General features: G+C 38.0%; 23 protein-coding genes and 1 other annotated feature. Of the genes, 9 read left to right on the top strand and 14 right to left on the bottom strand.

Annotated elements, in window-relative coordinates:
- Positions 1–172: 172 nt before the first annotated feature.
- From tyrS to IV86_RS07045, 6 genes are all read right to left on the bottom strand, one after another.
- A complete protein-coding gene (gene tyrS / locus IV86_RS07070) occupies positions 173–1,426 on the bottom strand; it encodes a tyrosine--tRNA ligase (protein ID WP_011672947.1) in 1,254 nt (417 codons plus the stop codon).
- A 70-nt stretch (positions 1,427–1,496) separates the two neighbouring features.
- Positions 1,497–1,690: a binding site (T-box leader), on the bottom strand.
- Positions 1,691–1,731: 41 nt separating this feature from the next.
- Positions 1,732–3,129 carry a dipeptidase PepV gene (pepV, locus tag IV86_RS07065; protein ID WP_002834502.1) on the bottom strand — a complete coding sequence of 466 codons (1,398 nt, stop codon included), beginning with the start codon at positions 3,127–3,129 and terminating at the stop codon, positions 1,732–1,734.
- A gap of 144 nt (positions 3,130–3,273) precedes the next feature.
- Positions 3,274–3,912 (bottom strand): SDR family oxidoreductase, encoded by a 639-nt coding sequence (locus IV86_RS07060; RefSeq protein ID WP_002834503.1) that lies wholly within the window; start codon positions 3,910–3,912, stop codon positions 3,274–3,276.
- Positions 3,913–4,017: 105 nt separating this feature from the next.
- Positions 4,018–4,476: a hypothetical protein gene (locus tag IV86_RS07055; RefSeq protein WP_002834504.1), complete on the bottom strand. Its 459-nt coding sequence runs from the start codon at positions 4,474–4,476 to the stop codon at positions 4,018–4,020.
- A gap of 121 nt (positions 4,477–4,597) precedes the next feature.
- Positions 4,598–5,908 carry a PTS cellobiose transporter subunit IIC gene (gene celB, locus IV86_RS07050; RefSeq protein WP_011672945.1) on the bottom strand — a complete coding sequence of 437 codons (1,311 nt, stop codon included), beginning with the start codon at positions 5,906–5,908 and terminating at the stop codon, positions 4,598–4,600.
- 264 nt (positions 5,909–6,172) lie between these two features.
- Positions 6,173–7,264 (bottom strand): DUF871 domain-containing protein, encoded by a 1,092-nt coding sequence (locus tag IV86_RS07045; protein ID WP_056979461.1) that lies wholly within the window; start codon positions 7,262–7,264, stop codon positions 6,173–6,175.
- Positions 7,265–7,439: 175 nt separating this feature from the next.
- Between IV86_RS07045 and IV86_RS07040 the strand changes: the two genes are divergently transcribed.
- Together IV86_RS07040 and thiD are read left to right on the top strand one after the other, a co-directional pair.
- On the top strand, positions 7,440–8,483 hold the full coding sequence (locus IV86_RS07040) for an Mbeg1-like protein (protein WP_055125942.1): 1,044 nt from the start codon (positions 7,440–7,442) through the stop codon (positions 8,481–8,483).
- A 54-nt stretch (positions 8,484–8,537) separates the two neighbouring features.
- Positions 8,538–9,347 (top strand): bifunctional hydroxymethylpyrimidine kinase/phosphomethylpyrimidine kinase, encoded by an 810-nt coding sequence (thiD, locus tag IV86_RS07035; protein ID WP_002834509.1) that lies wholly within the window; start codon positions 8,538–8,540, stop codon positions 9,345–9,347.
- A gap of 69 nt (positions 9,348–9,416) precedes the next feature.
- Here thiD and IV86_RS07030 read toward each other — a convergent pair whose 3' ends face one another.
- Complete coding sequence (locus tag IV86_RS07030; RefSeq protein ID WP_232625445.1) at positions 9,417–10,172, bottom strand: LptM family lipoprotein; 756 nt, start codon at positions 10,170–10,172, stop codon at positions 9,417–9,419.
- A 157-nt stretch (positions 10,173–10,329) separates the two neighbouring features.
- Here IV86_RS07030 and IV86_RS07025 point away from each other — a divergent pair, with 157 nt between their 5' ends.
- Positions 10,330–10,935: a nitroreductase family protein gene (locus IV86_RS07025; protein ID WP_002834512.1), complete on the top strand. Its 606-nt coding sequence runs from the start codon at positions 10,330–10,332 to the stop codon at positions 10,933–10,935.
- Positions 10,936–10,992: 57 nt separating this feature from the next.
- Here the strand turns inward: IV86_RS07025 and IV86_RS07020 are convergent, their stop codons facing one another.
- From IV86_RS07020 to rpsN, 4 genes are all read right to left on the bottom strand, one after another.
- Positions 10,993–12,492 (bottom strand): glycosyltransferase, encoded by a 1,500-nt coding sequence (locus IV86_RS07020; protein ID WP_055125940.1) that lies wholly within the window; start codon positions 12,490–12,492, stop codon positions 10,993–10,995.
- Entirely contained in the window at positions 12,492–14,093 is a 1,602-nt protein-coding gene (locus IV86_RS07015; RefSeq protein WP_055125939.1) for a glycosyltransferase family 4 protein, read from the bottom strand. The genes IV86_RS07020 and IV86_RS07015 overlap by 1 nt, the downstream gene beginning before the upstream one ends.
- A gap of 153 nt (positions 14,094–14,246) precedes the next feature.
- Positions 14,247–15,230, bottom strand: coding sequence for a DMT family transporter (locus tag IV86_RS07010; protein WP_050982496.1), 984 nt, complete (start codon positions 15,228–15,230; stop codon positions 14,247–14,249).
- Between the two features lie 90 nt (positions 15,231–15,320).
- Positions 15,321–15,590 carry a 30S ribosomal protein S14 gene (gene rpsN, locus IV86_RS07005; RefSeq protein ID WP_011672936.1) on the bottom strand — a complete coding sequence of 90 codons (270 nt, stop codon included), beginning with the start codon at positions 15,588–15,590 and terminating at the stop codon, positions 15,321–15,323.
- A gap of 148 nt (positions 15,591–15,738) precedes the next feature.
- Between rpsN and IV86_RS07000 the strand changes: the two genes are divergently transcribed.
- From IV86_RS07000 to IV86_RS06985, 4 genes are all read left to right on the top strand, one after another.
- A complete protein-coding gene (locus IV86_RS07000) occupies positions 15,739–16,743 on the top strand; it encodes an aldose epimerase family protein (RefSeq protein ID WP_064635637.1) in 1,005 nt (334 codons plus the stop codon).
- Positions 16,744–16,872: 129 nt separating this feature from the next.
- A complete protein-coding gene (locus IV86_RS06995) occupies positions 16,873–17,886 on the top strand; it encodes a YdcF family protein (protein WP_002834519.1) in 1,014 nt (337 codons plus the stop codon).
- Positions 17,887–17,904: 18 nt separating this feature from the next.
- Positions 17,905–18,276, top strand: coding sequence for a YxeA family protein (locus IV86_RS06990; protein ID WP_002834521.1), 372 nt, complete (start codon positions 17,905–17,907; stop codon positions 18,274–18,276).
- 71 nt (positions 18,277–18,347) lie between these two features.
- Positions 18,348–19,268 (top strand): L-lactate dehydrogenase, encoded by a 921-nt coding sequence (locus IV86_RS06985; protein ID WP_002834522.1) that lies wholly within the window; start codon positions 18,348–18,350, stop codon positions 19,266–19,268.
- 144 nt (positions 19,269–19,412) lie between these two features.
- Here the strand turns inward: IV86_RS06985 and IV86_RS06980 are convergent, their stop codons facing one another.
- Positions 19,413–19,697: a hypothetical protein gene (locus IV86_RS06980; protein WP_002834480.1), complete on the bottom strand. Its 285-nt coding sequence runs from the start codon at positions 19,695–19,697 to the stop codon at positions 19,413–19,415.
- 179 nt (positions 19,698–19,876) lie between these two features.
- Here IV86_RS06980 and IV86_RS06975 point away from each other — a divergent pair, with 179 nt between their 5' ends.
- Complete coding sequence (locus IV86_RS06975) at positions 19,877–21,526, top strand: glycosyltransferase family 8 protein (protein WP_023439901.1); 1,650 nt, start codon at positions 19,877–19,879, stop codon at positions 21,524–21,526.
- Positions 21,527–21,609: 83 nt separating this feature from the next.
- Here the strand turns inward: IV86_RS06975 and IV86_RS08805 are convergent, their stop codons facing one another.
- Positions 21,610–21,768 (bottom strand): hypothetical protein, encoded by a 159-nt coding sequence (locus tag IV86_RS08805; RefSeq protein ID WP_002834483.1) that lies wholly within the window; start codon positions 21,766–21,768, stop codon positions 21,610–21,612.
- A gap of 63 nt (positions 21,769–21,831) precedes the next feature.
- Positions 21,832–22,341, bottom strand: coding sequence for a transcription repressor NadR (locus IV86_RS06970; RefSeq protein WP_002834484.1), 510 nt, complete (start codon positions 22,339–22,341; stop codon positions 21,832–21,834).
- 145 nt (positions 22,342–22,486) lie between these two features.
- On the opposite strand from IV86_RS06970, the gene IV86_RS06965 reads away from it, so the two are divergent.
- A complete protein-coding gene (locus IV86_RS06965; protein WP_002834485.1) occupies positions 22,487–23,680 on the top strand; it encodes an MFS transporter in 1,194 nt (397 codons plus the stop codon).
- Positions 23,681–23,715: the final 35 nt, after the last annotated feature.

Raw genomic sequence — 23,715 nt, 5'->3', positions numbered from 1 at the left:
GGTTCGTCAACACTTTTGCCATATTTATTTTAAAAAATCGTAAATCACTAGCTAACTAGCTACTATTCCTGTATTCACATCCCTTGGAGGTGTTATTTTCATCGCTCTTAAGCCCATATATATTGAAAATAAAAAAGATTGAGCCAAAATTGACTCAATCTTTTTTATACTATTATTTTACTCGAGCTAAGAAATACTTCTTCTTTCCCCGACGTACAATTACAAACTTACCATCAAAGTTACTTGCAGGGTCAATTTCGGCATTGACGTCTGTTACTTTTTCTCCGTTAATTCGAATAGCTCCATTTTGAATGTCTTCCCGAGCTTGGCGCCGTGATGATTCAATCTTAGTGGTATCAACTAACCAAAGTACGATGTTTTCTTTCTTATTTTCAACATCAACACTTGGCATATTCTTAAAGCCTTGTTCAATTTCACTAGCAGTTAAATCTTTTACTTCACCTGAGAATAAAGCTGCTGAAATATGTTGTGCTTCTTCAACCGCTGCATCCCCGTGCACAAATGAAGTAACTTCTTCTGCCAAACGACGTTGTGCTTCTCGTTTTTCTGGAGCTGTTTTAACTGTTTCAGCCAAACGTTCAATTTCTTCATGACTTAAGAATGTAAAGTACTTCAAGAATTTAACTACATCCCGATCATCTTGATTCAACCAGAATTGGTAGAATTCATAAGGAGTGGTCTTTTCAGCATCTAGCCAAACGTTACCACCCTCGGACTTACCAAACTTGGTTCCGTCAGCTTTCAATAACAATGGAATAGTTAAACCATAAACCTTTGCTTCTTGACCTTCCATTCGGTGAATTAAATCTGTACCAGCTGTAATATTACCCCATTGATCTCCTCCACCGATTTGAAGTTGAACATCTTCATTCTTATATAGATGTAAAAAGTCAATTGATTGTAGAATTTGGTATGTAAATTCTGTAAATGAAATACCAACTTCCAAACGACTTGCTACGATATCCTTAGCTAACATCGTATTAACGTTAAATAACTTACCGTAATCACGTAAGAAGTCTAACAAGGACATTTTAGAAAGCCAATCATAATTGTTAACCATTCGGAAATTATCGGTTCCAAAAAATTTCACCATTTGAGACTTCAAGGCTTCTTCATTATGGTGAACTTGTTCCATAGTTTGTAGAACTCGTTCTGATTTTTTACCTGATGGATCACCAATCGATCCAGTCCCACCACCAATTAAAATAACTGGTTTATGACCTGCTTGTTGGAATCTCTTCAAAACCATGAAAGGAATTAAGTGTCCAATATGCATACTATCACCCGTTGGATCAATACCAGCATAAAGCCCAATCTTCTTTTCATCTGTTAACTTTTTCAAACCTTCTTCATCTGTTTGTTGGTTAACCGCACCACGCCAAGTAAGTTCATCAATAATATTCATTTTCTTTCCTCCAATTTTATCGACCATCTTCAATCAGAAATAAAAACGTCCCCAATCTTAAAAAATTAAGATCAGGGACGAATTTTTCCGCGTTACCACCTTGATTGAGTATCAATACTCCGCTCAACATCGATAACGAGATGATCCGTTCATTAAATGAAAGCTCCATAGTGTAATTCGCGTCATTAACAAGTCTGATTCGCATCCCCACCAGATTTCTGTTTGCTTGCCTAATAACCTACTATGCTACTTCAAAGCTTCGTTATTGGTTACAATTTTACGGATATTCAAAACGACTGTCAACCTTATTTAGCTAACTCATAAATTGCATGGGCGTAGATAACAGCAGCGTTGATAATATCATCAATTTCCATGTATTCATTAGCTTGATGCATGACATTTTCACGGCCAGGGAACTGGGCCCCAAAGGCAACACCGCGATCTAAAATTCGACCGTAAGTTCCACCACCAATGACCGTTTCTTCACCCTTTTCACCAGTATGTTCTTCGTAAACTGAAAGAAGTGTTTTAACCAATGGGTCTTCACCGGATACATAATGTGGTACTTGGGCGTGTCCATGAATTTCAACTTTTGCTTCAAAATTCGAAAGGGCCTCAGTTGCCTTTTCGATAATTTCATCCGCATTCGTTGATTGAGGGTAACGAACGTTAATAATAACGTGATTTGTCTTACCGAATTCGTAATTAAATAAGTCCGGTGTGACCGTTAAGTCACCCATCTTAGCATCAATCGAATTGATTCCTAACTTATGACCACGTGAATCTAAATGCATTTGTTCGGCAATCATCTTCAAATAGTTGCTGGCTACTTTAGTATTTAAGAAAGTTGCTAAAAAGGTAGCAGCATTCAATCCTGCTTTCGGTTCTAGCGCATGTGCTGATTTTCCAATCAAGAAAAATTTCAATTCATTTCCATCAACGGTAAATTCTCCCGTCAATCCATTTTCAGCTAAAAATGTATCAAATTCAGTTTTGAGTTCTTCAACGTCAACATCATCAGCAATTACGATTGCTGTTGCATCCCGTGGAATCATATTTTCTTTAATACCACTAGTAAATGATTTCAAAACTAAATCGCCTTGTCCATCTGATTGAGGAAGTTCAATCTTGAAGGAAGCAATCCCTTTTTCACCATTAATAATTGGGAATTCAGCATCTGGAGAAAAACCAAAATCAGGAGTTTTTTCAACTTCAAGATAGCGATTCATGCCAACCCATTCGCTTTCTTCATCGGTTCCAAAGATTAAACGGATTTTTTTAGAAACGGGTAACTTCAATTCTTTAATGATTTGTAATGCTAAATAAGCAGCCATTGAAGGGCCCTTATCATCACTAATTCCACGTGCATAAATTCGTCCATTTTTTTCTACTGGTTCAAATGGGTTAGTTTCCCAACCTTCCCCAGCGGGCACTTCGTCCATATGACCGAGAATTCCGAAAATTTCTTCGCCCTCTCCGTATTCAATATGACCTGCAACGTTATCAATGTTCTTCGTTACAAATCCATCTTCTTTGGCAAAAGCCAACATCGTTTCCAAAGCTTTACGGGGACCAGGTCCAAGTGGAGCATCTTTGGTTGCATGTTCTGTATCACGTGAGCTGTCAATCTTAAGCAATTCCATTAAGCGTTCTAACATAACGTCTTTACGACTTTGTACTTCAGCATTCCAATCAATTGTCATCTGGGATACCACCTTTATTTTTATTCATATACATTTTTTCTATACGGTAGATTATACAGAAAAAAGATAAGGATGTGGAGTTCCACCTTTTAGAAGGTTAAAGATTTTTCACATACTTATCTTCATTTTTGTTACTTTTTTTGTTTAATACCAGCTCGGCTTATCACCATCTGTATTGGGCTTATTAACACCGATGGAATGCTTCAACTCGGTATTATTTTGAATAAGTTCCACCACGATGTGAGCGATACTCTTCCGAGAAACTTCAGTTCCTTTGAAGACCTCGCCCTTTTGAGTAACTTCGAAATCAACTTCGTCGTTGTTAGTTAACCAAGCTGGACGAACGATCGTATAGTCCAGATCACTGTCCTCAATCACATCAGCGGCAGCCCGATAATTGGTTATGTAACTCCCCAATGTTGAATTATTCCATTCACCAAACTTACCAGGTACCTCATCGTAAATTCCAAGGGTAGAAATCCAGACTAATCTTTTAATCCCGACCTTATCCATCGCTTTTACCACCGCTTGGGCCTGTTGTTTAATATCGCCACCAGCTAAATTAGCGTAAACCGCATCGACTCCCTGCATAGCTGCGACTAATTGTTCTAAGTTAGTTGCGTCACCTTCGATTACGGTTTCTCGATCAGGTTGAACTGGATTTAAACGACTAGCTTTGCGTAAAAATAGCTTTAAACTATCATCCGTTTTTTCCAAAAATTCCTTTTCTGCCAAACGAGCAATTTTTCCATGAGCACCTAAAATCAAAACTTTTTTTGTCATAACTATCTACCTCCACTATTCATTTTACTTGCTTACAAAAAATTAGCAATCAAAAACACTTTTACGTTTAGGTAAAAATTTTCAATGTTTTTAGCTACATCCTTTTTAATGAAAAGCGACAAAAACTTGCCAAAGGGTTACTACTGTACAAATTGCAATCACGATTAAATCACCAAGAATGGTTTCCATTTCCATTACTGCAAATTTCTCTACATCTTCGCTTACTTTATCAACTCGACGACGAGTTCTGATGGAAATCCAGCAGAAGTAGGCCACGATTAAACAACAAAATGGAACTAAAAACAAAACATTTTTATTCACCATTCCAGCTGAACTTCCTAGAGCTGCTGGCACCTCATTTTGTAGCATTGGTGAAGCGATAAAGGCAATTAGCAATGGTAAAAACGCAATCCACTGAATCCATTTAAACCGTGATAACGCAATTCCCTGTAACCATGTTGGTAAATTATCAATCGTCAATGTGGGTTTTCTTGAATCTGCAATCACCGCTTGGGCTTTTTCTGATTTTTGCGCCGCTGTTAATTTATTTTTTCTTTTACTCATATTTAATTCCCCTATCTCTTCTCAATCTACATTTAGCATAGCAGTTCCTTGGATAAATAAAAAATGCGGGAAATGAGCTTAATTAAACTCATTGGCCACATTTTTATTTTTAGTGATCGGCTTATTTGTTGGCCATTTGAGCACGTTTTTCAGCTTCTTGCTGAAGTGCTTGGCGGTCAGCAATCTTGAAGAATGGATAGTAGATTGCTCCACCGATTGCTAAGTTAACTAATTGAATAACTGCACCGGAAATCTTACCAGTTGCAAGGTATCCAGAAATCAAAGGTGGAGTTGTCCAAGGAACAGCAACACCAAGTGGTTTACCAACCCAACCGAACTTCATTGCGTAGTAAGTCGTGATAACTGAAATCAATGGAACAATCACGAATGGAATCGCAATAACCGGGTTCAAAACAATTGGGAAACCAAAGATAATTGGTTCGTTAATATTGAATAATCCTGGAACACCAGCTAATTTACCAATAGCTGATAAGTTTTCTGATTTAGCCAAGAACATTAACATCAAAGCAAGTGATAATGTTTCACCGGCACCACCAAAGTGAACAAAGTTATCAAAGAATTGTTGTGTGGCGATGTTTGGAATAGCCTTATGTGCTTTAACAGCATCAGCATTTTCAGTCATCTTTCCTAACCAAATTGGAGCCATGATTCCACCAACGATGTTTGAACCATGGATACCAAATAACCAAAGGAATACAACGAAGAATTCAGCAACTAGAGCACCGAAGATTGATCCACCAACGACGTTCAAAGGCTGAGCAACGATTACTGTAATAACATTTGGAATCGTCTTAAAGTCCGTGAAGCTAACACCTAAACGAAGTAACCACATACCTAAAATAATAACAAAACCTGGAATTAATGATGAAAATGCATGTCCTACAGCAGGTGGAACTGTGTCTGGCATCTTAAATTGCCAATTTTTATGAATCATCCAAACGAATGCATCAGTAATGAATAACCCGATTAGAAGAGCTTCAAAGAGTCCCATTGAACCTAATTGTGTTAGTGGTACCCATGCAGCTCCTGCCTTATCTATATTCAATGGAATCGTTAACATAAATGAAGCTAAGGAAACCATACTTGCAGAAAGAGCATCGATTCCTTCATATGATTTAGCTAATTCATACGAAATACCGATTACAGCTACCATTCCGATCACACTAAATGTAGCATTAGTAGCCCAGCCAACCGTAGTTTGCCAATCTGCACCAAACAAACTTGACATCAAGTTTAGATATGCGGGGATTGGGAACTGACTAATAATCATGAATACTGATCCAATAATGATCAGTGGCATTACTAGCGCGAAACCATCACGCAAAGCAACCAAGTGACGAGATGAAGCAACTTTTCCGGCAATTGGCATTAGCTTTTCAGCAAATGCATTAGTCTTATTGTTGTCACTCATAAATAAAACCTCCCTAAATTTTTATTGATCAGCAATTACAATCTGAATTAGTAAATAATTGATATGACCTTAAAATTACTTTCCCAAAATATTGGAATCGCTTTCACAAATACATAATAACATTTGTACCTACAAATTAAAACCGTTAACACCTAATTTGGAATTTGTTTTTTATTATACATAAAAAAGTTATGGTTAAAAGCTGGTATCCCTATTATTCAAGACCTTGATATCCGACTCTTGTTCCATAACTTTCTTATTTTTCTATTTGGTTTCGAGCATCTTGAAGTCACTCCAAGGCTGTAAGCTGTCTAAAATCATAGCATCTTCTTTAGCAACATGACCTACAACATTAACTCGACCATTATTTTCTAAATCTTGCAAAGCAATTTGTGTTTCAGCTTTGTACTGGGCATACTCATTATTCATCACTAACACGTCGCCTTTTTTAATTGGAACAGGATTGTTAGCAGGCACATCTTCATCACGATACCAAACGCGGGTCATTGTGCTACGTAAAACGTAATCCGAATGATCGCCACGATATGAGTGTTGGCTTTCAAAAACAATTTTATGTTCTAACTCTGTCATTGAAGGAGCTGGAATCACATGAAAGGCTGGCATACTCATTTTAAATGCTTCGGAAGCGGCTTTTAAATCTTCTTCAGTAACACCGGCATTAGAAATTAAGACATCATCAATCAATCCTAGCATCTTCAAATGCATAATTTGTGTGAAGAGGGTTTGTCCACGATGTTCTTCCAGTGAAACCATCTCTTCTTGGAGTGGCCAAGGACCGATATTACCAGAAGGGGCATTAACAAAAGCGGCGGTATTTAAATTATGCTTCCGATATTGTTCAGAGGTTTGTTTGAAATAGTCCAACCCTAATCCTGTATATCTTTGAGGATAAAAATTATGTGAACCAATCAAATTATCCCGATTTGGTGAGTAATCCATGATTTGATCAATATAGTGCGTTCCACGACTCATATTAACTTCGATTTTTAAATCATAAGGATTATGCGTCATTCGAGCCTCTTCCATCCCCGTAAATCCTTCATCCAGTCGAATGGCCCATGCCCCAATATCATGGAAAAATTTGAGGTTATCGTAGGATGCCCCTAACTGTTCAAACAAACGTGGATTGATATCTACCATCGTGTCCATTCCTAATGAATTTCCATATTCAATCATATCTTTGAATTGGTTCACGACCTTTTCTTGATCACCCTTGATTTGTAGTAGTGATGTAAAAATCCGTTTAAAACCATATTTACTTGCTAATTTAATATATTTTTTGGTTTCCTCCACGCCTACCCGGTCTGGATAGATTGAAATACCTAGTCTTCCCATTAAAATTTCCTCCTATTTCATTGGTATACACCAATAATGTATTCGCTTTCAGTATATCATCTATGACTAAAAATTTCAGCTATATTCTGTTTTTTACTTGTAACCGAGTTTGACGAGTGAACCAGCACCGTGATACTCTTTTTCATAACCTATACTAAGGACAGTGAATAGCACGATGACAAAATTAATTAATTTTTTAGCCGAGTATCAGCGCGAAATCGAAAGTCAGCCCATCGAATTAGACTTAGCTTTATTTAGCCGTTTGGTCGGACTCCCCTTTGAAGCCGTACTAACTCAGCCTTCAGCCCCTTTAGTGGAAGCTTGCATGAAATTAATTGAATTTGTAGATAATGACAATTACTTGATTTTACCTGCTGATCGCCAAATGTTAGAACAAATTGCTTTTAGCAATCGATATCAAAGTGTTCAAATATGCGATGTGGTCCAAGGACCACACCGCTTTTTAGCGGCTACTTTTGTTCTTTCAAAAACCACTAAAGTCATTGCTTTTAGAGGCCCTAACGGAACCTTATTAAGTTGGAAAGCTGACCTCCATTTTTCATTTTCTTCCATAAATAAGTTAAAAAGCCAAGCACACCAATATCTCCTCCAAGCCCTACAGCACGATAATCAAAATATCTATTGTGTTGGCTTTTCTCAAGGAGCTTCCATTGCTGCTCTAGCTTGCATGGATATTTCTGATACCCATCGTCATCGAATTCAAACCATTATCTTTGACAGTCCCGGATTACCTGATGACCATTATCAAAGTCCAATTCCTATTATTGAATTAGTTCCACCGCTGTCGTTATTCGCACTAGTTGGAGAACACCCTTTTCACCAAATTACCATTAGCAGCTCTTCAACAGGGATTTGGCAGCACGATCTTTATTCTTGGGAGGCAGATTCACATGGAGCATTTGCTAAAAACATTGGAATTACCAATCCCACGACTATTCAACACCAATTTATTCAATTATTACCAAGCAATATTACTGACGAAAATATTGACCGTACCTTGAATGTTGCTATCAGTATTTTTAGCCAATTAAATTTCCATTCCACTTCCGAACTTATTAAACATTGGAATCAGTTTAATGCTCTAATTCAAACTGAAATCACGGTCGAAAATATTGTAGTTAAAACTGCTATTCTTCGTCTCCAAAAATTGATTTTTAAAAATGCCGCTTTGAATCTCCAGTCAATTCCATTAAATTAAGTTTCTTAAATTATGGTATCCTTGAATCAACCATTTATGAGGAGTGTGAATTTAATGTCAAATGAATTTCCACAAGCTTTAACTATCGCTGGTTCTGATTCAGATGGAAGTGCTGGAATGGAAGCAGATATGAACACATTCCAACGTCGTAACGTTCATGGAATGTGTGTCATGACTGCCTGCGTAGCCGGTAACTCTTACGGTATTCAAGCAAGCCACGCCCTACCCACCGATTTTGTTGATCAAGAATTTCAATCTCTTGCAGCTGATTTTAAAATCCGTGCTAGTAAAACTGGCATGCTTGCTGACAGTCCCATGATTGAAACAGTCGTTAAAAACTATCAAAAATTTGATTTTGGACCACTAGTCTTAGATCCCGTAATTATTACCAAGCATGGTGCCTTGTTACTTGAAGAAGAAGCTTTCGAAACTTTAAAGCAACAACTCATTCCATTGGCAACTGTGATTACTCCTAATTTTTATGAAGCAATCAAACTTACTGGTATTGATATTAAAAATGACGATGATACCATCCAAGCTGCTCATATCCTACAGGAAATGGGTGCTAAAAATGTGCTGTTGAAGGGTTCGCACAAACCGGGTGAACAAACCGAAGTTCGTGACTTCGTTCTCTTGGAAGATGGCTCCAGTTTTTGGCTTAGTGAACCATACATTGAAACTGACCGGGTTAACGGTACTGGCGATGTCCTCTCAGCATGTATCACTGCTGAAATCGCTAAGGGAACTGATATTCCAACTGCTATCCGTATTGCTAAAAAATTTGTTACCGCTGCAATTGCCAACCCAATCGCAGTAGGTCATAAGTATGGACCCGTTAATCATTTAGCGAAATTCCAAGCTTAATCCATTTAAATTAAAAACGCGAAACAAATTTAAGGGTCAAGGCCCGCAACTTGTTTCGCGTTTTTTATATTAGTTTTCCGTATCTTTTTCAGTAACAGTCTGCACTGCCACATCATTGGCACCATTATCAGCAGCCGCATCGGAATCCGTAGTGGTAGAATTGGCAGTTGAATTATTAGCATTCGAAGTGGTATTTCCAGCATTAGCCGGTGTGTAGTTACTGCCACCTGTATTACCCGCAGTTCCAGTAGTTACTGCCCCACCAGCTGGGGTGTTGTTAGCAGCATCCGTAGTGGTATCGACTCCCGTAGTATCTGCACTTTGGTCCGTTGATTGAGTATCTACACTACTTTCTTCACTGGAAGATGATTCATCCATACTAACTGCATCAGCATCTGTAGATGTCGATGCACTATTAGCCACCCACTCTGTATACGCGTCTGAATTATTAATAATAGTAACTTTAATTGTTGAACTAGCTGTATGCCCACTAGCCGTTGATCCAATTTCAAATTGAATCGACTTAACTTTCTTACCTAAATGAACATTGTAAACTACTTTACCTTCAGCATCTGCCTTGGCAACTTCGGTTTTTCGTGTCTTTAAATTGGTAATTTTAACTTCTGCCTTGGCATTAGTTTTAATATTAATTAAGGCATTACCCAAAGCATTGGTTTTCTCTTTTTTTGTATCTACTTTTAATTTAGTTGCTGTTTTTTGGACAGTATCCTCTTTAGTTGTTGTTTCTGGCTTAGCATTCTTTCCACAAGCTGCTAGCAAAAATAAGGTCATTATTGAAACTAAAATTGTACTAATCTTTTTCAAAGCTTCATCCTCCACCACTTCGGTTATTAACTTTAATTATTACAGTGTATTTATCATCGGTCAAACAGAATTTTTCAAAATGCTTGCAATTGTTTTAAAATATCCCTATACTTAAGTTACTAATAAAAAGTAAGTAACTTTAAAGGGGATTTTAAATATGTCAAATTCATTCTTAGATGCAATTAAAAAACGTCGTTCAATTTACGCTCTTGGTAAAAATGTTTCACTCAGTGAAGATGAAATTACTGATTTAATTAAAGAAGCTATCCGTCAAAGTCCTTCAGCTTTTAACAGTCAAACGGTCCGCGCCGTAATCCTATTCGGTAAGGCCCATGATGAACTATGGGATGGCATTCTAGACATTCTTCATGGTGAGGTTCCGAACGAAGAGGCTTTCCAAGCTTCCAAAGCCAAGGTGGAAGGAGCTTTTAAGGCTGGAGTTGGTACAGTATTATTCTATACTGATGAAAAAGTTATCGAGGACCTTAAAACTAACTTCCCATTGTATAAGGATGCTTTCGACATGTTTGGTGAACACGGAATGGGAATTGCCAACATGGATGTTTGGACAACGCTTGCTAATGAAGGCATTGGGGCATCATTACAACATTACAATCCAATTGCTGACAAGTTCATCGCTGATAAATTTGATATTCCGGCTAACTGGACCCTTAAAGCCCAAATACCATTTGGTTCAATTGAACAACCTGCCGGTGACAAAGAATTCATGAATGACGAAGATCGTTTTCGCGTTATTAAATAATTAAAAAGTACAAAAAATAAGCTGCGGTAAAAGTTAAAAACTTTCCACAGCTTATTTTTATTTTAAGATAGCATGCCACTTTTGATAAACTTCATCGAAACGGTACTCCTGAGCTTTAGCGTAAGCACCTTGGCTTAATTGAGTCCAGAGAACATCGTCACTTAAGATTTTTTGAATTCGGCGCGCCATCTGTGCATAATCCCCGTTAGTAACAATATACCCATTCTTATCTTTTTCAATTAAACTATGCAATCCATACTTAGTATCAAAAGATACCACTGGAACGCCGTGCGCCATCGCTTCAATCAGGTTCATACCGGCAGCTTCACTAACCGAAGTATTGACTATAACTTGCGCACGATTATAAAATGATTGAATTTCATTATCCGTAAGATAATTACCAAAGATAACCTGAGCTTGAACTCCACGTTGTTCAACTAAATTTTTCATTTCATTTAACATGTTTTGGTCGTTAGTATATCCCCTAAATTCCAACGAAGCGTCAGGGAACTGTTCGAGCACTTTGAAAAAGGCTTTTAAGGCTTCCATTGGTCGTTTATCAGCTTCTAGTCGACCACTAAAAATAATTCGTCCCGCAATTCGGTCCCGTAACCAGACCGGTTTGGAATTGATTAATTCGGGACTAATCGCCACATCAGGGGCGACTTGGACATTTAACTCAGGAAACTGCTCTTTAAGTTCCAACTGTTGTTCTTGTGTAGGAACAATAATTCCATCAAAATCTTGAGCCCGGATTTGGAGGGCAATTGAATATGCAGCAAAAGGAGTTCCACCTTGATCCACGTGTGAACCATGCAAAGCAACCCATTTAGAGGTAGCATTTTCTACATCAGCAATCACATAGTCAAGCTCACGGTGATCGGATACCACTACATTATCGGTCGTTTGTTGGGTAACTTCATTTAAGAAAAATAGAAATAACTGATCTTCCGTGTCAAATCGATAATTCTTTCCATGATAATTAACTAATTTCCACATCGTAGGCTGTAATTGCCCTTCAACATTCATGTAGGTATTTTCAAGAACCACTTCGCCTGCCAAATTCAAAAAACGCCGTACGCCTAGGGAGCCATCGGGGTGAAAGTAATCAATTGAAGACTTAAATCCGCGCCAATCAAAGTTTTCTCGACTAACAACGGTTTCAAAGCGATCATAATATTCAATATCACCCACTAAACCGACCGTTCCAGGCATAATATTAATTCGAGCTAATTGGCGACCGGCATGGTCGACCGTTGAGTAGTCAGCTCCATGTTCGACCAATTGATATTCATTTAATGCCAGTTGCTTAAATTCGCGAACTGGTAATTGAACGCGCTCTACCGCACTAGTTCCCTGAAAGAAATCATACATATTCAAAACATTGGTTGAATTTAAGTTAACTCGCTCAGCATCCCTAACCCATAAGCGATTATAATCTCTAGTAACATACCGAGCCTGATCGCCACTGGCGTTAAATAGCAGGGTACGATTGGCTTGCGAGTGTTCCATTCCAGAATTAAAAGTGTAAATACTACGACTAACAAAATATTTCATTACTTACGGACCTCCCCACGATATTCTGGCATCGCCTTCAACTTATCTGGCCAACAATTTTCAGCATCTTGCAATAATTCTTCCCACGCATGCCAAACATTTTCATCCGAGTAACGCTTAGCTGAATCGTAGGCTCCGGTTGAATATTTCTGGGCTAATTGTGGGTCTTTTAGCACTTTAATCATGGCTTGAGCGAGGGCTTCATAATCTCCATAAGGAACCACCTTACCATTTACACCATCTTCTACAATTTCATTTGGTCCATAATTAACATCGTATGAGAATGAAATCAATCCATGAGCAATGCCTTCCATTACCGCCAAATTAAATCCTTCCATTCGAGAAGTTAGACCAAACATCATTGCGTTATTTTCAACTTTATCAATATCGGTAGTGTAACCCTTCAATTTGACTACGTCTTCTAATTGATTGGCTTCGATAACCTCTTCTACTAATCGTCGAGCCTCGTAATTATTAGAACCATCCGCATAGCCGTAAAGATCTAAGGTAACTTCAGGGACTACCTGGTGAACCAATGCGACGGCTCGGACCAAATCATCTAGATGTTTTTCCCAAGCAATCCGCGCAAATGCAACAATTTTACCAAATTGGCGTTCTTTAACCGCAACTCGTTTACTGTTTAACAGTTGTTCTGGAACAATCCCAACTGGAATAGTGAATAAATGTGTTTTGGGTTGGAAACGAGCCCGTACATCTTGGGTCTGCTTTTTGGTAGCGCTGATAAATGCGTCATAACGATCCATTGATTTCAAGGCAAACTCATAGTGTTGGTTTAAAGTTGAATGCATTGGATTTTGAGCATCAGTTGCATGCGAATTGTGTAAATGAATCACCCGATAGGCGGGTTTTTCCATATTTAAGAGCGCCCAATCACCTAAATGATCCCGATCTAAAATATAGATATTAGGTTGCGTTTCTGACCAAAAGTCATTATTTAAATCATCAAAAAAATGTTTTGTCAGCTCTTCGATTGTGTCAAATTGATAAACTTTTCCAGCTTGCGTTGTTAATTTCCAGGCTGATTGTTTCATCTCGCCTTGCGCATTTTTTCTGGTGAAAGCCTCAATCGCTACTCGACCTTCTGGTGTTTTCCATTCTTCAGTCCCAATTTGATTATCGGGGGTATACCACTGACTAAGCGAGATAAAACCACGACTATCATAATGATCGACTCGGTAAAGATTGCCAAATCCATCAAAGAGTTCAGTTGATAACACATGATCATCTTTAATATCAACATTGATTCTGGCAACTAATTGACCATCAATGGTTTCCGCTAAATAACGCTGGTGATCAAAATCTGAACTGAATTTCAGATTTTCAACTCCTAAATCTAAATCTGGAGGCGTGACAATCTTATTTTCAACGTGCGTCGCCTGTTGGTAGTAATCAAACATGCTAATTACATGTTCATCATCGATTCCTGCCAAGGCGGTAAGTCGATGAGTTTCTGGACTCCAATCTCGCAAAACAATACGAGCCTCTCGGTGCATTTTATTAAAGAGCTTAAGACGCTTTAACTGCGCGTGTTCAATTCCGGACTTCTTTTCTGGCATTTGTGCATTAATAAAAAATATCATTTTTCATTTCCTCGTGTTTCCACCTGATTTTTCCGTTAATTATTAATCCATTATAGTATAATTTAGCTTCTTATTTGTGAAATCAAGGTTAAGAATTAAGCTAAAAAAAACGAATTAAAAGTATCATCTTTTAATTCGTTTTTTAATTTAAATTTATTTCCGACTCATTCTAGTAGCAATTCGTTCACCAGTAAGAGTAACTACTGAACCAATTAAAATAATAATAATTCCAACAATCGTGTTGGTATGAATTGGATCACCTAAAACAATTAGGGATAGGATTGGAGCCAGCGCTGGTTTGATAAAGAAAATCAAAGAAGCAATAGGGACCCCCGCTTCTTCCATTACAAGGAAGTATAAACCGAATCCCAATCCGGTTACAAAAAAACTTATGTAGGCAACTAATAGAATATTAGACCAGGTGATTCCTTGGAAGAATGGAACATCACTGAAACCTTGTAATCCGCTAAGGGCTTGACTGACAGCTGGAATGTGAGTAATTGCCATGAAAATTCCCAACTCAATCGCACCTGCAATAAACGAAAAACACGTCATTGTCATTCCGCCAAAGCCTAGCTTATTCGAACTTAATCGAGTTAAGATGCCATAAATGGCGAAGGTGATTGAACTTAAAAGTCCCAGTGTAATTCCCATTGGGTTAGTTAAATTAAATGGATTAACAATTACAAGTAAGCCCGCTAAAGTTAAAATAACGGCCAACGTATTAGTCCGTGACATTTTCTCTTTCAGTAAAACTAGTCCGATTAACATCCCAAAGGCTGGGTTGGCACTCAACAGAATCGCAATCGTGGCCGGCAAGGACATCTGAATTGCTAATTGATACAAGGTCATACTAACCAACACGCACGAAAATCCAGTTAATGAAAAGGCTGCAACATCTCGTCTTGTTAAATGACGTTGTTCCCTTCTTAATCGCTGTAATGTAAAAGGTAGTAACAACAAGCCGCCCAAGAGGAAACGCACAAAATTTAATTGGATGGGATTGAAAGTTCCTCCCGCAATTTTAAGCGCAATCTCCATTGAACTGAATAAAAACGTGGACATGATCACGTAGATCAGAGTTCGTAACTTCAATGACAAAACTTCTTTCTCTTTTAGAATTAACTCATCTACCATCTTACCACTTTATTTTTAGCATTCTTTGAAACAAAAAAGCTGTAGCCAAGACCACCGATATGGTTTACTTTGCTACAACTCATCATTATTTTACCAAGAAGCTTTTCTAACTCCTGGAATCTGGCCTTCATGTGCTAGTCTTCTAAAGTTTAGACGCGACATTCCAAACTTCCGCATGTAGGCGTGTGGTCTTCCGTCTAGGCTGTCACGCCGATGCATCCTAGTTGGAGAAGCATTACGAGGAAGCTGACTTAGAGCTCGGTAATCTTTATTCGCCTTAAGTTCACGACGCAACTCTGCATATCTAGCTACCGTTTCTTCAATTTTTTGTTCTTTAATAATCTTAGATGTTTTTGCCAATTTTCTACCTACCCTTACTTTTTGTTAGTTAATAGATTATAGCTCTTTACTTACTTAAAGTAAAACAAAAACATTCATCATAAAGCTAACTGTAATCGGTTTCATTGTGATAAAATCAATTATAAGAAGACATAGGAGGGATTGTATTTTGAAGATTAATAAAGAAGAGTTCCAAAACGTAAATTGGTACATGCTTTCTAATGACAACCATGTTTCTGTTACCATCAGTACCCTAGGGGCTACGGTAGTTGCTGTAAATACCCCTGATAAAAAAGGGAATGTCGAAAATATTGTCTTAGGCTTTGATAATCCCCAAACTTATCCAAAGCACAACGATTATTTTGGTGCTTCGGTTGCGCGAGTTGCCGGCCGGATTAAAGATGGTAAGTGGCGCGATTACCAATTAAATCAAAATGAAGGTCAAAATACTTTACACGGAGGTAATAAGCCTTCACTTAGCTACGTTAATTGGAAGAAAATCAGTAAATTTATCCGCCCAGAAGAAGTCGGTTTAGTTCTTAAACGTTTTAGTATTGACGGTGAAAATGGCTTTCCTGGTGATTTAACCATCGATGCTATTTTCCGTTTAAATAACCGAAATGAATTTTCGATAACTTATATCGGTCACGCTTCTAAACAAACCCTCTTCAACCCCACTAATCATATGTACTTTAATCTTAGCGGGGATGCTAAGCGTTCAATTAAGCAACATCAAATTGAATTAAAAAGCGATGTAATCGCAGAAGTTGATGCAGAGTTAATTCCCACTGGTAATTTATTAAACGTGGATGGCACACCGTATGACTTGCACCATCCAACTTCAATGCAATCCATCCTTGATCAAGTATCAGACGGATTAGACACTGCTTTCAAAGTTGAACCTAGCATCGAAGCGCCTCAACTTACGCTGGAAGATCCTGAATCTGGTCGTAAGATACGGGTTCAAACTTCTGCCAATGCCTTTACCCTCTTTACTACTAATGAGCCACAAGAGCCATTCAAAATTAATGGCAATCAAGATATGGCAGCCAACATCGGATTAGCAATCGAACCTCAAATGCTTCCCGATGCCATCCACCATTCCGGCTTCGGTAATATCATTATTTCTCCATCTAAACCGATGATGTATCGGAACGTTTACTATTTAAACTAACAATTTTTTGAAAAAGGTTCTGTAATCAGCTTATAGTTTGATTGCAGGACCTTTTTATGATAATTTAGGTGAGTTATTAATGCACCTCAACATAATTATGACTAAATCAATAACATTGGGGGCTCTGCTATGTTTATAATTGGTATTTCGATAATTATTTTTTTGATTTCCGGAACTTATTTATATTTAGATCGTCGAGATTTTATTGCGGGGATTGTTTTTGCTGGTAGTTGCATTAACTTAGCTTTATTATCCACTTTGTGGATTGCTAATTATCTGGCAGGAGGTTCAAGAACTGGAATTATTAGCCTTGCGGTCTTCCTACTTTTAGGAATTGTTTTGACGCCGTTAGTAATCGGCTTCAGTTTGATTGTTAACACCTACATTATGCAAACTCGCGAAGGCAAAAGTTTAACTGCCAAATTATCGCTTATTTTAGGCCTTAATTTTTTATTCATGTTAGTTGCTGGTTTAGCTATTTTGTTTTTGAATCAATTTTTAGGACGCTTCGTTGGAATTTTGCTTACCCTTTTAGGGATTGATGTAACTTTAACTTTCATTTTTGTTTGTTATCTCTTTTATTCATTTCTTTATCAAGTGGTTCCTATCAAAGGCAACGTGGATTATATTATTGTTTTAGGAGCGGGGGTACGATCTGAAACCGTAACTCCACTCTTAAAAGGACGCTTGGATAAAGCCCTCGAATATTATCGAAGACAAAATGGCGCTGTGAAAATTGTGGTAAGTGGCGGACAAGGACCTGATGAACCCGTCTCAGAAGCTTTTGCCATGGCTAAGTACTTGAGAAACCAATCCGTACCTGAAGACAAAATTATTTTAGAAGACCAATCTACTACTACTTTCGAAAATATGCAGTTTTCCAAGCAGAAAATTGAAGCCGATTGGCAGGGAACCCAACCGCCTCAAATTATTTTTGCTACTAATAATTACCACGTCTTACGTGGCGTAATCTATGCGCGTAAAGCTGGCTTAAATGCTAACGGTGTAGGATCACCAACCTCATTCTACTTTTTACCTAGTGCTTTAATCCGTGAATACATTGCACTATTAGTTATCTATAAAAAATTAACTGCTTTAATTTTACTAGGTTGGATAGCCTTGGGAATTTTATTAATGCTCTAAAAACTAGGAGGTTTACTTATGCGAAAAGGAATGATTATCAGTGGCGTGGTCGTCGTAATTCTTTTAATTACTTTTGGAAGCGCCTATTTCTGGTATAACTCTAACTATGGTACTCAGGATTACTACACTCAAATCGTCGATAAAGGCACTAAATTTGTGGAAAAAGATGATTCCAATCGTAGTTATGTGAATTATGCTTACCACCAACCTGCTTATAACCAAGCTGGTCAAAAGATAACGGTTAAATTTAACGGAAACCTAGAACGTCCATTAAAGCTCCACGCATATTTGAAAATTGGCTACAATGCGAAACGAAATCAAGTTATTTCTTGGAGTAAAGTTGATAAAAAAGACGTCCCCAAGGCAGCCTTGAAACAAATTAATCCTTAATTTCTTCAAAGCACTTTAACGTTAGCTTTTTTCAAAAATGTGCCTTAAAATATGGGTAGAGGTGATGAATAATGACACGAAAAATTGGAATCATTGGTATGGGTCACGTTGGTCAAGCAGTCGCTCAACAAATTATCACAAACGGCTACGCTGACGACCTAGTTTTAATAGATAAAAATGAAGCAAAGGTTGGTGCTGATGCACTTGATTTTGAAGATGCAATGCCCAATTTAACCAGTCACACAAACATTATCGTAAATGATTATCGTGCCCTCAAAGATGCAGACGTAATTATTTCTGCTTTGGGTAAGATTGCTTTAACTGATAACCCTGATAATGACCGTTTTGCTGAACTTCCGCACAACCGTGAACAAGTTCAGGCGGTCGCTGAAGCCATCAAGGCGTCTGGATTTAATGGTATTTTAATTCCAATTACTAATCCGGTAGATGTAATTACCGCACTTTACCAAGAAGCCACCGGCTTACCTAAAGCGCATGTGATTGGAACTGGTACTCTACTTGATTCAGCCCGCATGAAGCGCGCCGTCGGCAAAGGGTTAGGCGTTGACCCTCGCTCGGTATCTGGATATAACCTCGGCGAACATGGTAACTCACAATTTACCGCTTGGTCTACAGTTACGGTTCTTGATCAACCAATCAAAAAGTTAGCTCAAGCTCGGAATTTAGACTTAGATCAAATCAACGAAGACGCTCGGATGGGCGGTCGCTATGTAATGGTTGGTAAACACTATACTAACTATGGGGTTGCTGCCGCTGCCGTTCGTTTGGCTAATGTAGTTTTAAATGATGCTCATGAAGTTCTTCCCGTTTCCAATTATCGTGAAGAATATGGTACTTATCTTTCATATCCGGCTGTGGTCGGACGTGACGGTATTTTAGAACAGCTTCAACTCGAACTTACCGATGAAGAGCGCTACAAGTTACGTCGTTCAGCCGACTTCATCACCGAAAAAATCAAAGAATCTAAGTAAAAAATAAAAAAACTTCAATCTTTGCTTAATTACGATTGAAGTTTTTTTATTTTCGTCTTACTTTTTGTACTTATTTTCACATGAAGAAAAGATGCCTAATCGAATGTCAAATTCGAGGCACCTTCCATTCATTTCGTCAGCTTTTTATTGGATTTTTAAGAATGCATCGGCAATATTAAAGCTTGGATCACATTTCACTTCCACTTGATCTCCCAAATCGTGGATTTGAAATTTAATCCATTGGTCCCCCACTAAGGCCTCACCATTGCGAGCTTGTAGCACTGACAATACTAAATCATCACCGCCTTTTAAAATACCGCGTACTGTATTATCGCCACGCATCACGTTAGTAACTCCTAATACTAAATCGGGTGTTTCTACTTCACTATGTCCAAGTCTAACTTTATAAATCGGCACTACTACACTCATAATAAGCATCCTCCCATCAACCTAAAAATTACTTGCATTAATTACCTCGAATTATATCGGCTTGAGTAAGCTTTAGCAAACATTCTGCTCAACTTATAATATATATTGCTTATTACTTTACTTTTTTGATTACACGCTTATATAATGTGACCACAAACTAAGAAAAGGGGTGCAATAATTTGAAAAACATCAATGTTTTATTAGCTGCCGACGAAAATTATGCCGACCAACTACAAATCACCATAAAAACAACACTTGAAAACCTAAACAAAAAAACACGTGTTAATTTTATTGTGCTATCTAATAACCTTAGTAATTCTACTAAGCTAGCTTTGAAAAAACTTGCACACGGGTTGCACACGGTTGAGTACCTTGATTTGGATCCATCGGTCTTTGCTTTTTGTCCTACCAACAGCCATATTAACAAAACTGCATATTACCGAATTTTGGCTCCCCAATTACTAGCAAAGCGCAATATCGATCGAATTCTCTACTTAGATGTTGACTTATTGGTTCGCCACGATTTAACTGAATTATACGATGCAGAATTGAACCATAACATTGTGGGTGCGGTGATCGATACCGGCCAAGCTTTTGCTCTTAATCGTTTAGGAGTCGACCCAGTAGTTGCTGCAAATAATATCTATTTCAACTCTGGAATTTTAGTGATTGATATTAAAAAGTGGAATGAAAACCACATTACCGAAAAAACTTTAAATTACATTAAACATCAATCACATCTCATTATTTTCCATGATCAGGACGCCTTAAATGCCGTTCTCGCGGGCCATGTTCAAATGCTACATCCTAAATGGAACTTACAAAATTCGATTGTCTTCAGAAAACACCGTCCAATTAACGAAGCCTACGATCAATTGATCAACGAAGCCATCAAAAATCCGGCAATCGTCCATTTTACAACACATGAAAAACCTTGGAAAACGCTTAGTGAACATCCTTATTTGGATGAATACCACGAAGAACTTAACGAATTAGAAATCAATCGTGGCGTGGTTAATGTTATTTCTGCCGCTAATTCAGCTTTTGTGGAAGCTTTGGCAACTTCTTATATTTCAATTTTGGAGAATGACTCAGAAAATCAATACAATTTCTACCTTCTCCCCGATCATCTAGATCAACGTGATATGTTAATTTTAGGAAGTGTAATTTCACGTTACGACAACGCTTCAATTAAAATCGTTAAAGTTGATGAAAAACTACTAGAAAATGCGGTTGAAAGTGATCGCATCCTAAAATCTGCCTATTATCGAATCTTAGCACCAGAATTGTTGCCAAATATTAATCGTGCCATTTACCTTGATTGCGATATTATCGCTAACACCAATCTACATGATTTATGGCAAACCTCACTGGAAGGCAACGTTCTAGCCGCTGTAGAAGATGCTGGTTTCCATGATCGATTAGAACACATGGGTATCACGCATGATAATAGTAAATATTTCAACTCTGGCATGATGTTAATTGACCTAGTTAGCTGGCGTTCCCAAGCAGTTACTCAACGCGTCTTAGACTATATTAACCATCATCCAGAAAAACTACGTTTCCATGATCAAGATGCTCTAAACGCGATTTTATACGACAAGTGGTTACACTTACATCCAAAATGGAATGCCCAATCTAACATTGTGTTAGACGCGCTTGTTCCACCACGGACTGAACTTTTGAAACTTTACGCTGAAACACGTGAAAATCCAAAATTAATTCATTTCTGTGGTCACGTCAAACCTTGGCATGCAGAAAGTAAACACCCTTATACTAATGTCTACTTGAAGTACAACAAGAAACTACGTGAACCAGTACGGACTTAATTTTTCATAAATAAAAGGATTGATATGGAATCATCTCCATACCAATCCTTTTATGTCGTTCAATTACCATTTCAACCTTTTACCTACTTCTTATCTTTCTTTTCTTTCATTAGCCGCTGATTAGCCCGTTCCCCATCTTTAATTTTTTGCCGATACTTTCGTCTCCCTAAATATGCCTTAATCACAAATGGAATCTGGACAATTACATAAATTATAAAAATGATGAGTACAATTCGATACATTTCATCCCTCCGTCAAAATGATTTGGCTGTACTATACTACAAAATCCAGTAAAAATCCTTTAGTTAACCTTCTTTGTATAGAATTCCCACTTTTTTTAACTGTTCCTTAGCTTTTTCGATATTTTCCATTTTATCCGCTGCTAAAGTATGACTGTGGATACCATCGGTTAATTCAGATAGCAAGTGCCCTTTAGCTTCCCGTACATGTTGCATAAATTGTTTGACATCATTGCTATTTTGCACACGGATTTGTCCCACTAGCTGTCCGTAAAGTGGGTGGTCAATCATAACGTCTTTGATCGTCACCTGTTCTTTAACAATTAGTTCCATTTCTCGCTCTGCTTGATCGGGGAAATGACGACAAACGATCATTTCTTCAAATCGATGATTTTTGGCATATTCATAGCCTCTCGAAGTTGAAATAATCGGCTCCCCTTGCGCACGCAACAAAGCTATATCTCCAACAATAGTTTGTCGGCTAACCTCAAATTGTTTAGCCAATGTGCCTGCTTTGATTGGTGTTTTAGTTTCTAATAGTTGATTTTTGATAGCTATTTTTCGATTAATTTTCATAAGTCATTGCTCCTTGAGTATATTTTATCAGAAAATCCCCGTTACAAGTGTCAAGACATTAATTTTAAATAAATCATTGATAAATATTGTTTTATGTTGTAATCTTGTATTCAACTCAGAGTGTGTCTTGACACTAAAAAGGAGAATGATGATTTTGAATGGAATTTCAAACTATAAAAAATTACTAGCAGCTTCGGGGGTAGCCTGGCTTTTTGATGCCATGGACGTTGGTATATTATCTTTTGTAATTGCTGCTTTAACGTCAGAGTGGCATTTAACTGAATCACAGGTTGGTATGATTGGTAGTATCAGTTCACTTGGGATGGCTGTAGGCGCTATTTTATTTGGAGCACTGGCCGACCGTTACAATCGAAAAACAATTTTAATTATTAGTTTACTAATTTTCTCAATTTTTAACGGTATTTCAGCTTTCACCACTACCTATGCGGCTTTTGTTATGATTCGTTTTATTGTCGGTTGTGGATTGGGTGGTGAACTGCCTGTTGCTTCGACTTTAATCTCGGAGAGCGCCCCTGCTCATGTTCGAGGGCGGGCAGTAGTGCTCCTCGAAAGTTTTTGGGCAGGCGGTTGGTTAATTTCGGCTCTAATCTCTTATTTTGTCATTCCCAGTTGGGGCTGGCGGATTGCCGTGTTTATCACTTCCTTAGCGGCGCTCTATGCCTTGGTTCTCCGTTTTAGTATTCGCGAAGCAGATTCAAATCATTCTTTTACACCCAAAGCTCGCCTAGCTTTACGTTTAAAAAATATTTGGAGTCGTCCCTATGCTAAAGCCACGTTGATGCTTTGGATTGTTTGGTTTATGGTTGTATTCTCATATTATGGAATGTTTCTTTGGTTGCCTAGTGTCATGGTGATGAAGGGGTATAGTATTGTTCACAGTTTTGGTTATGTGTTAATCATGACTGTGGCACAACTTCCGGGTTACTTTATGGCAGCTTGGTTAATTGAGCGATGGGGACGCAAATGGACTTTGATGGTTTTCTTATTCGGTACTGCCGTCAGTGCTATCGCCTTTGGTTTTGCTCAAGGGCTGATGATGTTATTGTTAGCTGGTATTTTACTATCCTTCTTTAATCTTGGTGCTTGGGGCGCACTCTATGCCTATTCTCCGGAGCAATATCCTGAAGAAATTCGTGGAACAGGTTCCGGGCTAGCAGCCGGAATTGGGCGCATCGGTGGGATCGTAGGCCCTCTTTTGGTGGGATTTTTAACTGAAAAAGGCGTTGCTTTATCAACTACTTTTATAATTTTCTTCATCTCCATTATGATAGCTGTAATTGCAATCGGCTTCCTAGGTAAAGAAACTATGGAAAAATAATTTTTATGAGAAAATTTTTACGCTATCCCTAGCTT

Origin of the sequence: Pediococcus pentosaceus (assembly GCF_001437285.1) — a bacterium.
In the GTDB taxonomy this organism is placed as follows: domain Bacteria; phylum Bacillota; class Bacilli; order Lactobacillales; family Lactobacillaceae; genus Pediococcus; species Pediococcus pentosaceus.
Note: the sequence above shows the minus strand (reverse complement) of the source record. Positions and strands in the feature narration are given on the sequence as shown.

Bases quoted from the DNA above. Each gene is read 5' to 3' on its own strand.
- tyrS (WP_011672947.1), bottom strand. From the start codon at position 1,426: ATGAATATTATTGATGAACTTACTTGGCGTGGTGCGGTTAACCAACAA.
- pepV (WP_002834502.1), bottom strand. From the start codon at position 3,129: ATGACAATTGATTGGAATGCTGAAGTACAAAGTCGTAAAGACGTTATG.
- IV86_RS07060 (WP_002834503.1), bottom strand. From the start codon at position 3,912: ATGACAAAAAAAGTTTTGATTTTAGGTGCTCATGGAAAAATTGCTCGT.
- IV86_RS07055 (WP_002834504.1), bottom strand. From the start codon at position 4,476: ATGAGTAAAAGAAAAAATAAATTAACAGCGGCGCAAAAATCAGAAAAA.
- celB (WP_011672945.1), bottom strand. From the start codon at position 5,908: ATGAGTGACAACAATAAGACTAATGCATTTGCTGAAAAGCTAATGCCA.
- IV86_RS07045 (WP_056979461.1), bottom strand. From the start codon at position 7,264: ATGGGAAGACTAGGTATTTCAATCTATCCAGACCGGGTAGGCGTGGAG.
- IV86_RS07040 (WP_055125942.1), top strand. From the start codon at position 7,440: ATGACAAAATTAATTAATTTTTTAGCCGAGTATCAGCGCGAAATCGAA.
- thiD (WP_002834509.1), top strand. From the start codon at position 8,538: ATGTCAAATGAATTTCCACAAGCTTTAACTATCGCTGGTTCTGATTCA.
- IV86_RS07025 (WP_002834512.1), top strand. From the start codon at position 10,330: ATGTCAAATTCATTCTTAGATGCAATTAAAAAACGTCGTTCAATTTAC.
- IV86_RS07020 (WP_055125940.1), bottom strand. From the start codon at position 12,492: ATGAAATATTTTGTTAGTCGTAGTATTTACACTTTTAATTCTGGAATG.
- IV86_RS07015 (WP_055125939.1), bottom strand. From the start codon at position 14,093: ATGATATTTTTTATTAATGCACAAATGCCAGAAAAGAAGTCCGGAATT.
- IV86_RS07010 (WP_050982496.1), bottom strand. From the start codon at position 15,230: ATGGTAGATGAGTTAATTCTAAAAGAGAAAGAAGTTTTGTCATTGAAG.
- IV86_RS06995 (WP_002834519.1), top strand. From the start codon at position 16,873: ATGTTTATAATTGGTATTTCGATAATTATTTTTTTGATTTCCGGAACT.
- IV86_RS06990 (WP_002834521.1), top strand. From the start codon at position 17,905: ATGCGAAAAGGAATGATTATCAGTGGCGTGGTCGTCGTAATTCTTTTA.
- IV86_RS06985 (WP_002834522.1), top strand. From the start codon at position 18,348: ATGACACGAAAAATTGGAATCATTGGTATGGGTCACGTTGGTCAAGCA.
- IV86_RS06980 (WP_002834480.1), bottom strand. From the start codon at position 19,697: ATGAGTGTAGTAGTGCCGATTTATAAAGTTAGACTTGGACATAGTGAA.
- IV86_RS08805 (WP_002834483.1), bottom strand. From the start codon at position 21,768: ATGTATCGAATTGTACTCATCATTTTTATAATTTATGTAATTGTCCAG.
- IV86_RS06970 (WP_002834484.1), bottom strand. From the start codon at position 22,341: ATGAAAATTAATCGAAAAATAGCTATCAAAAATCAACTATTAGAAACT.
- IV86_RS06965 (WP_002834485.1), top strand. From the start codon at position 22,487: ATGATGATTTTGAATGGAATTTCAAACTATAAAAAATTACTAGCAGCT.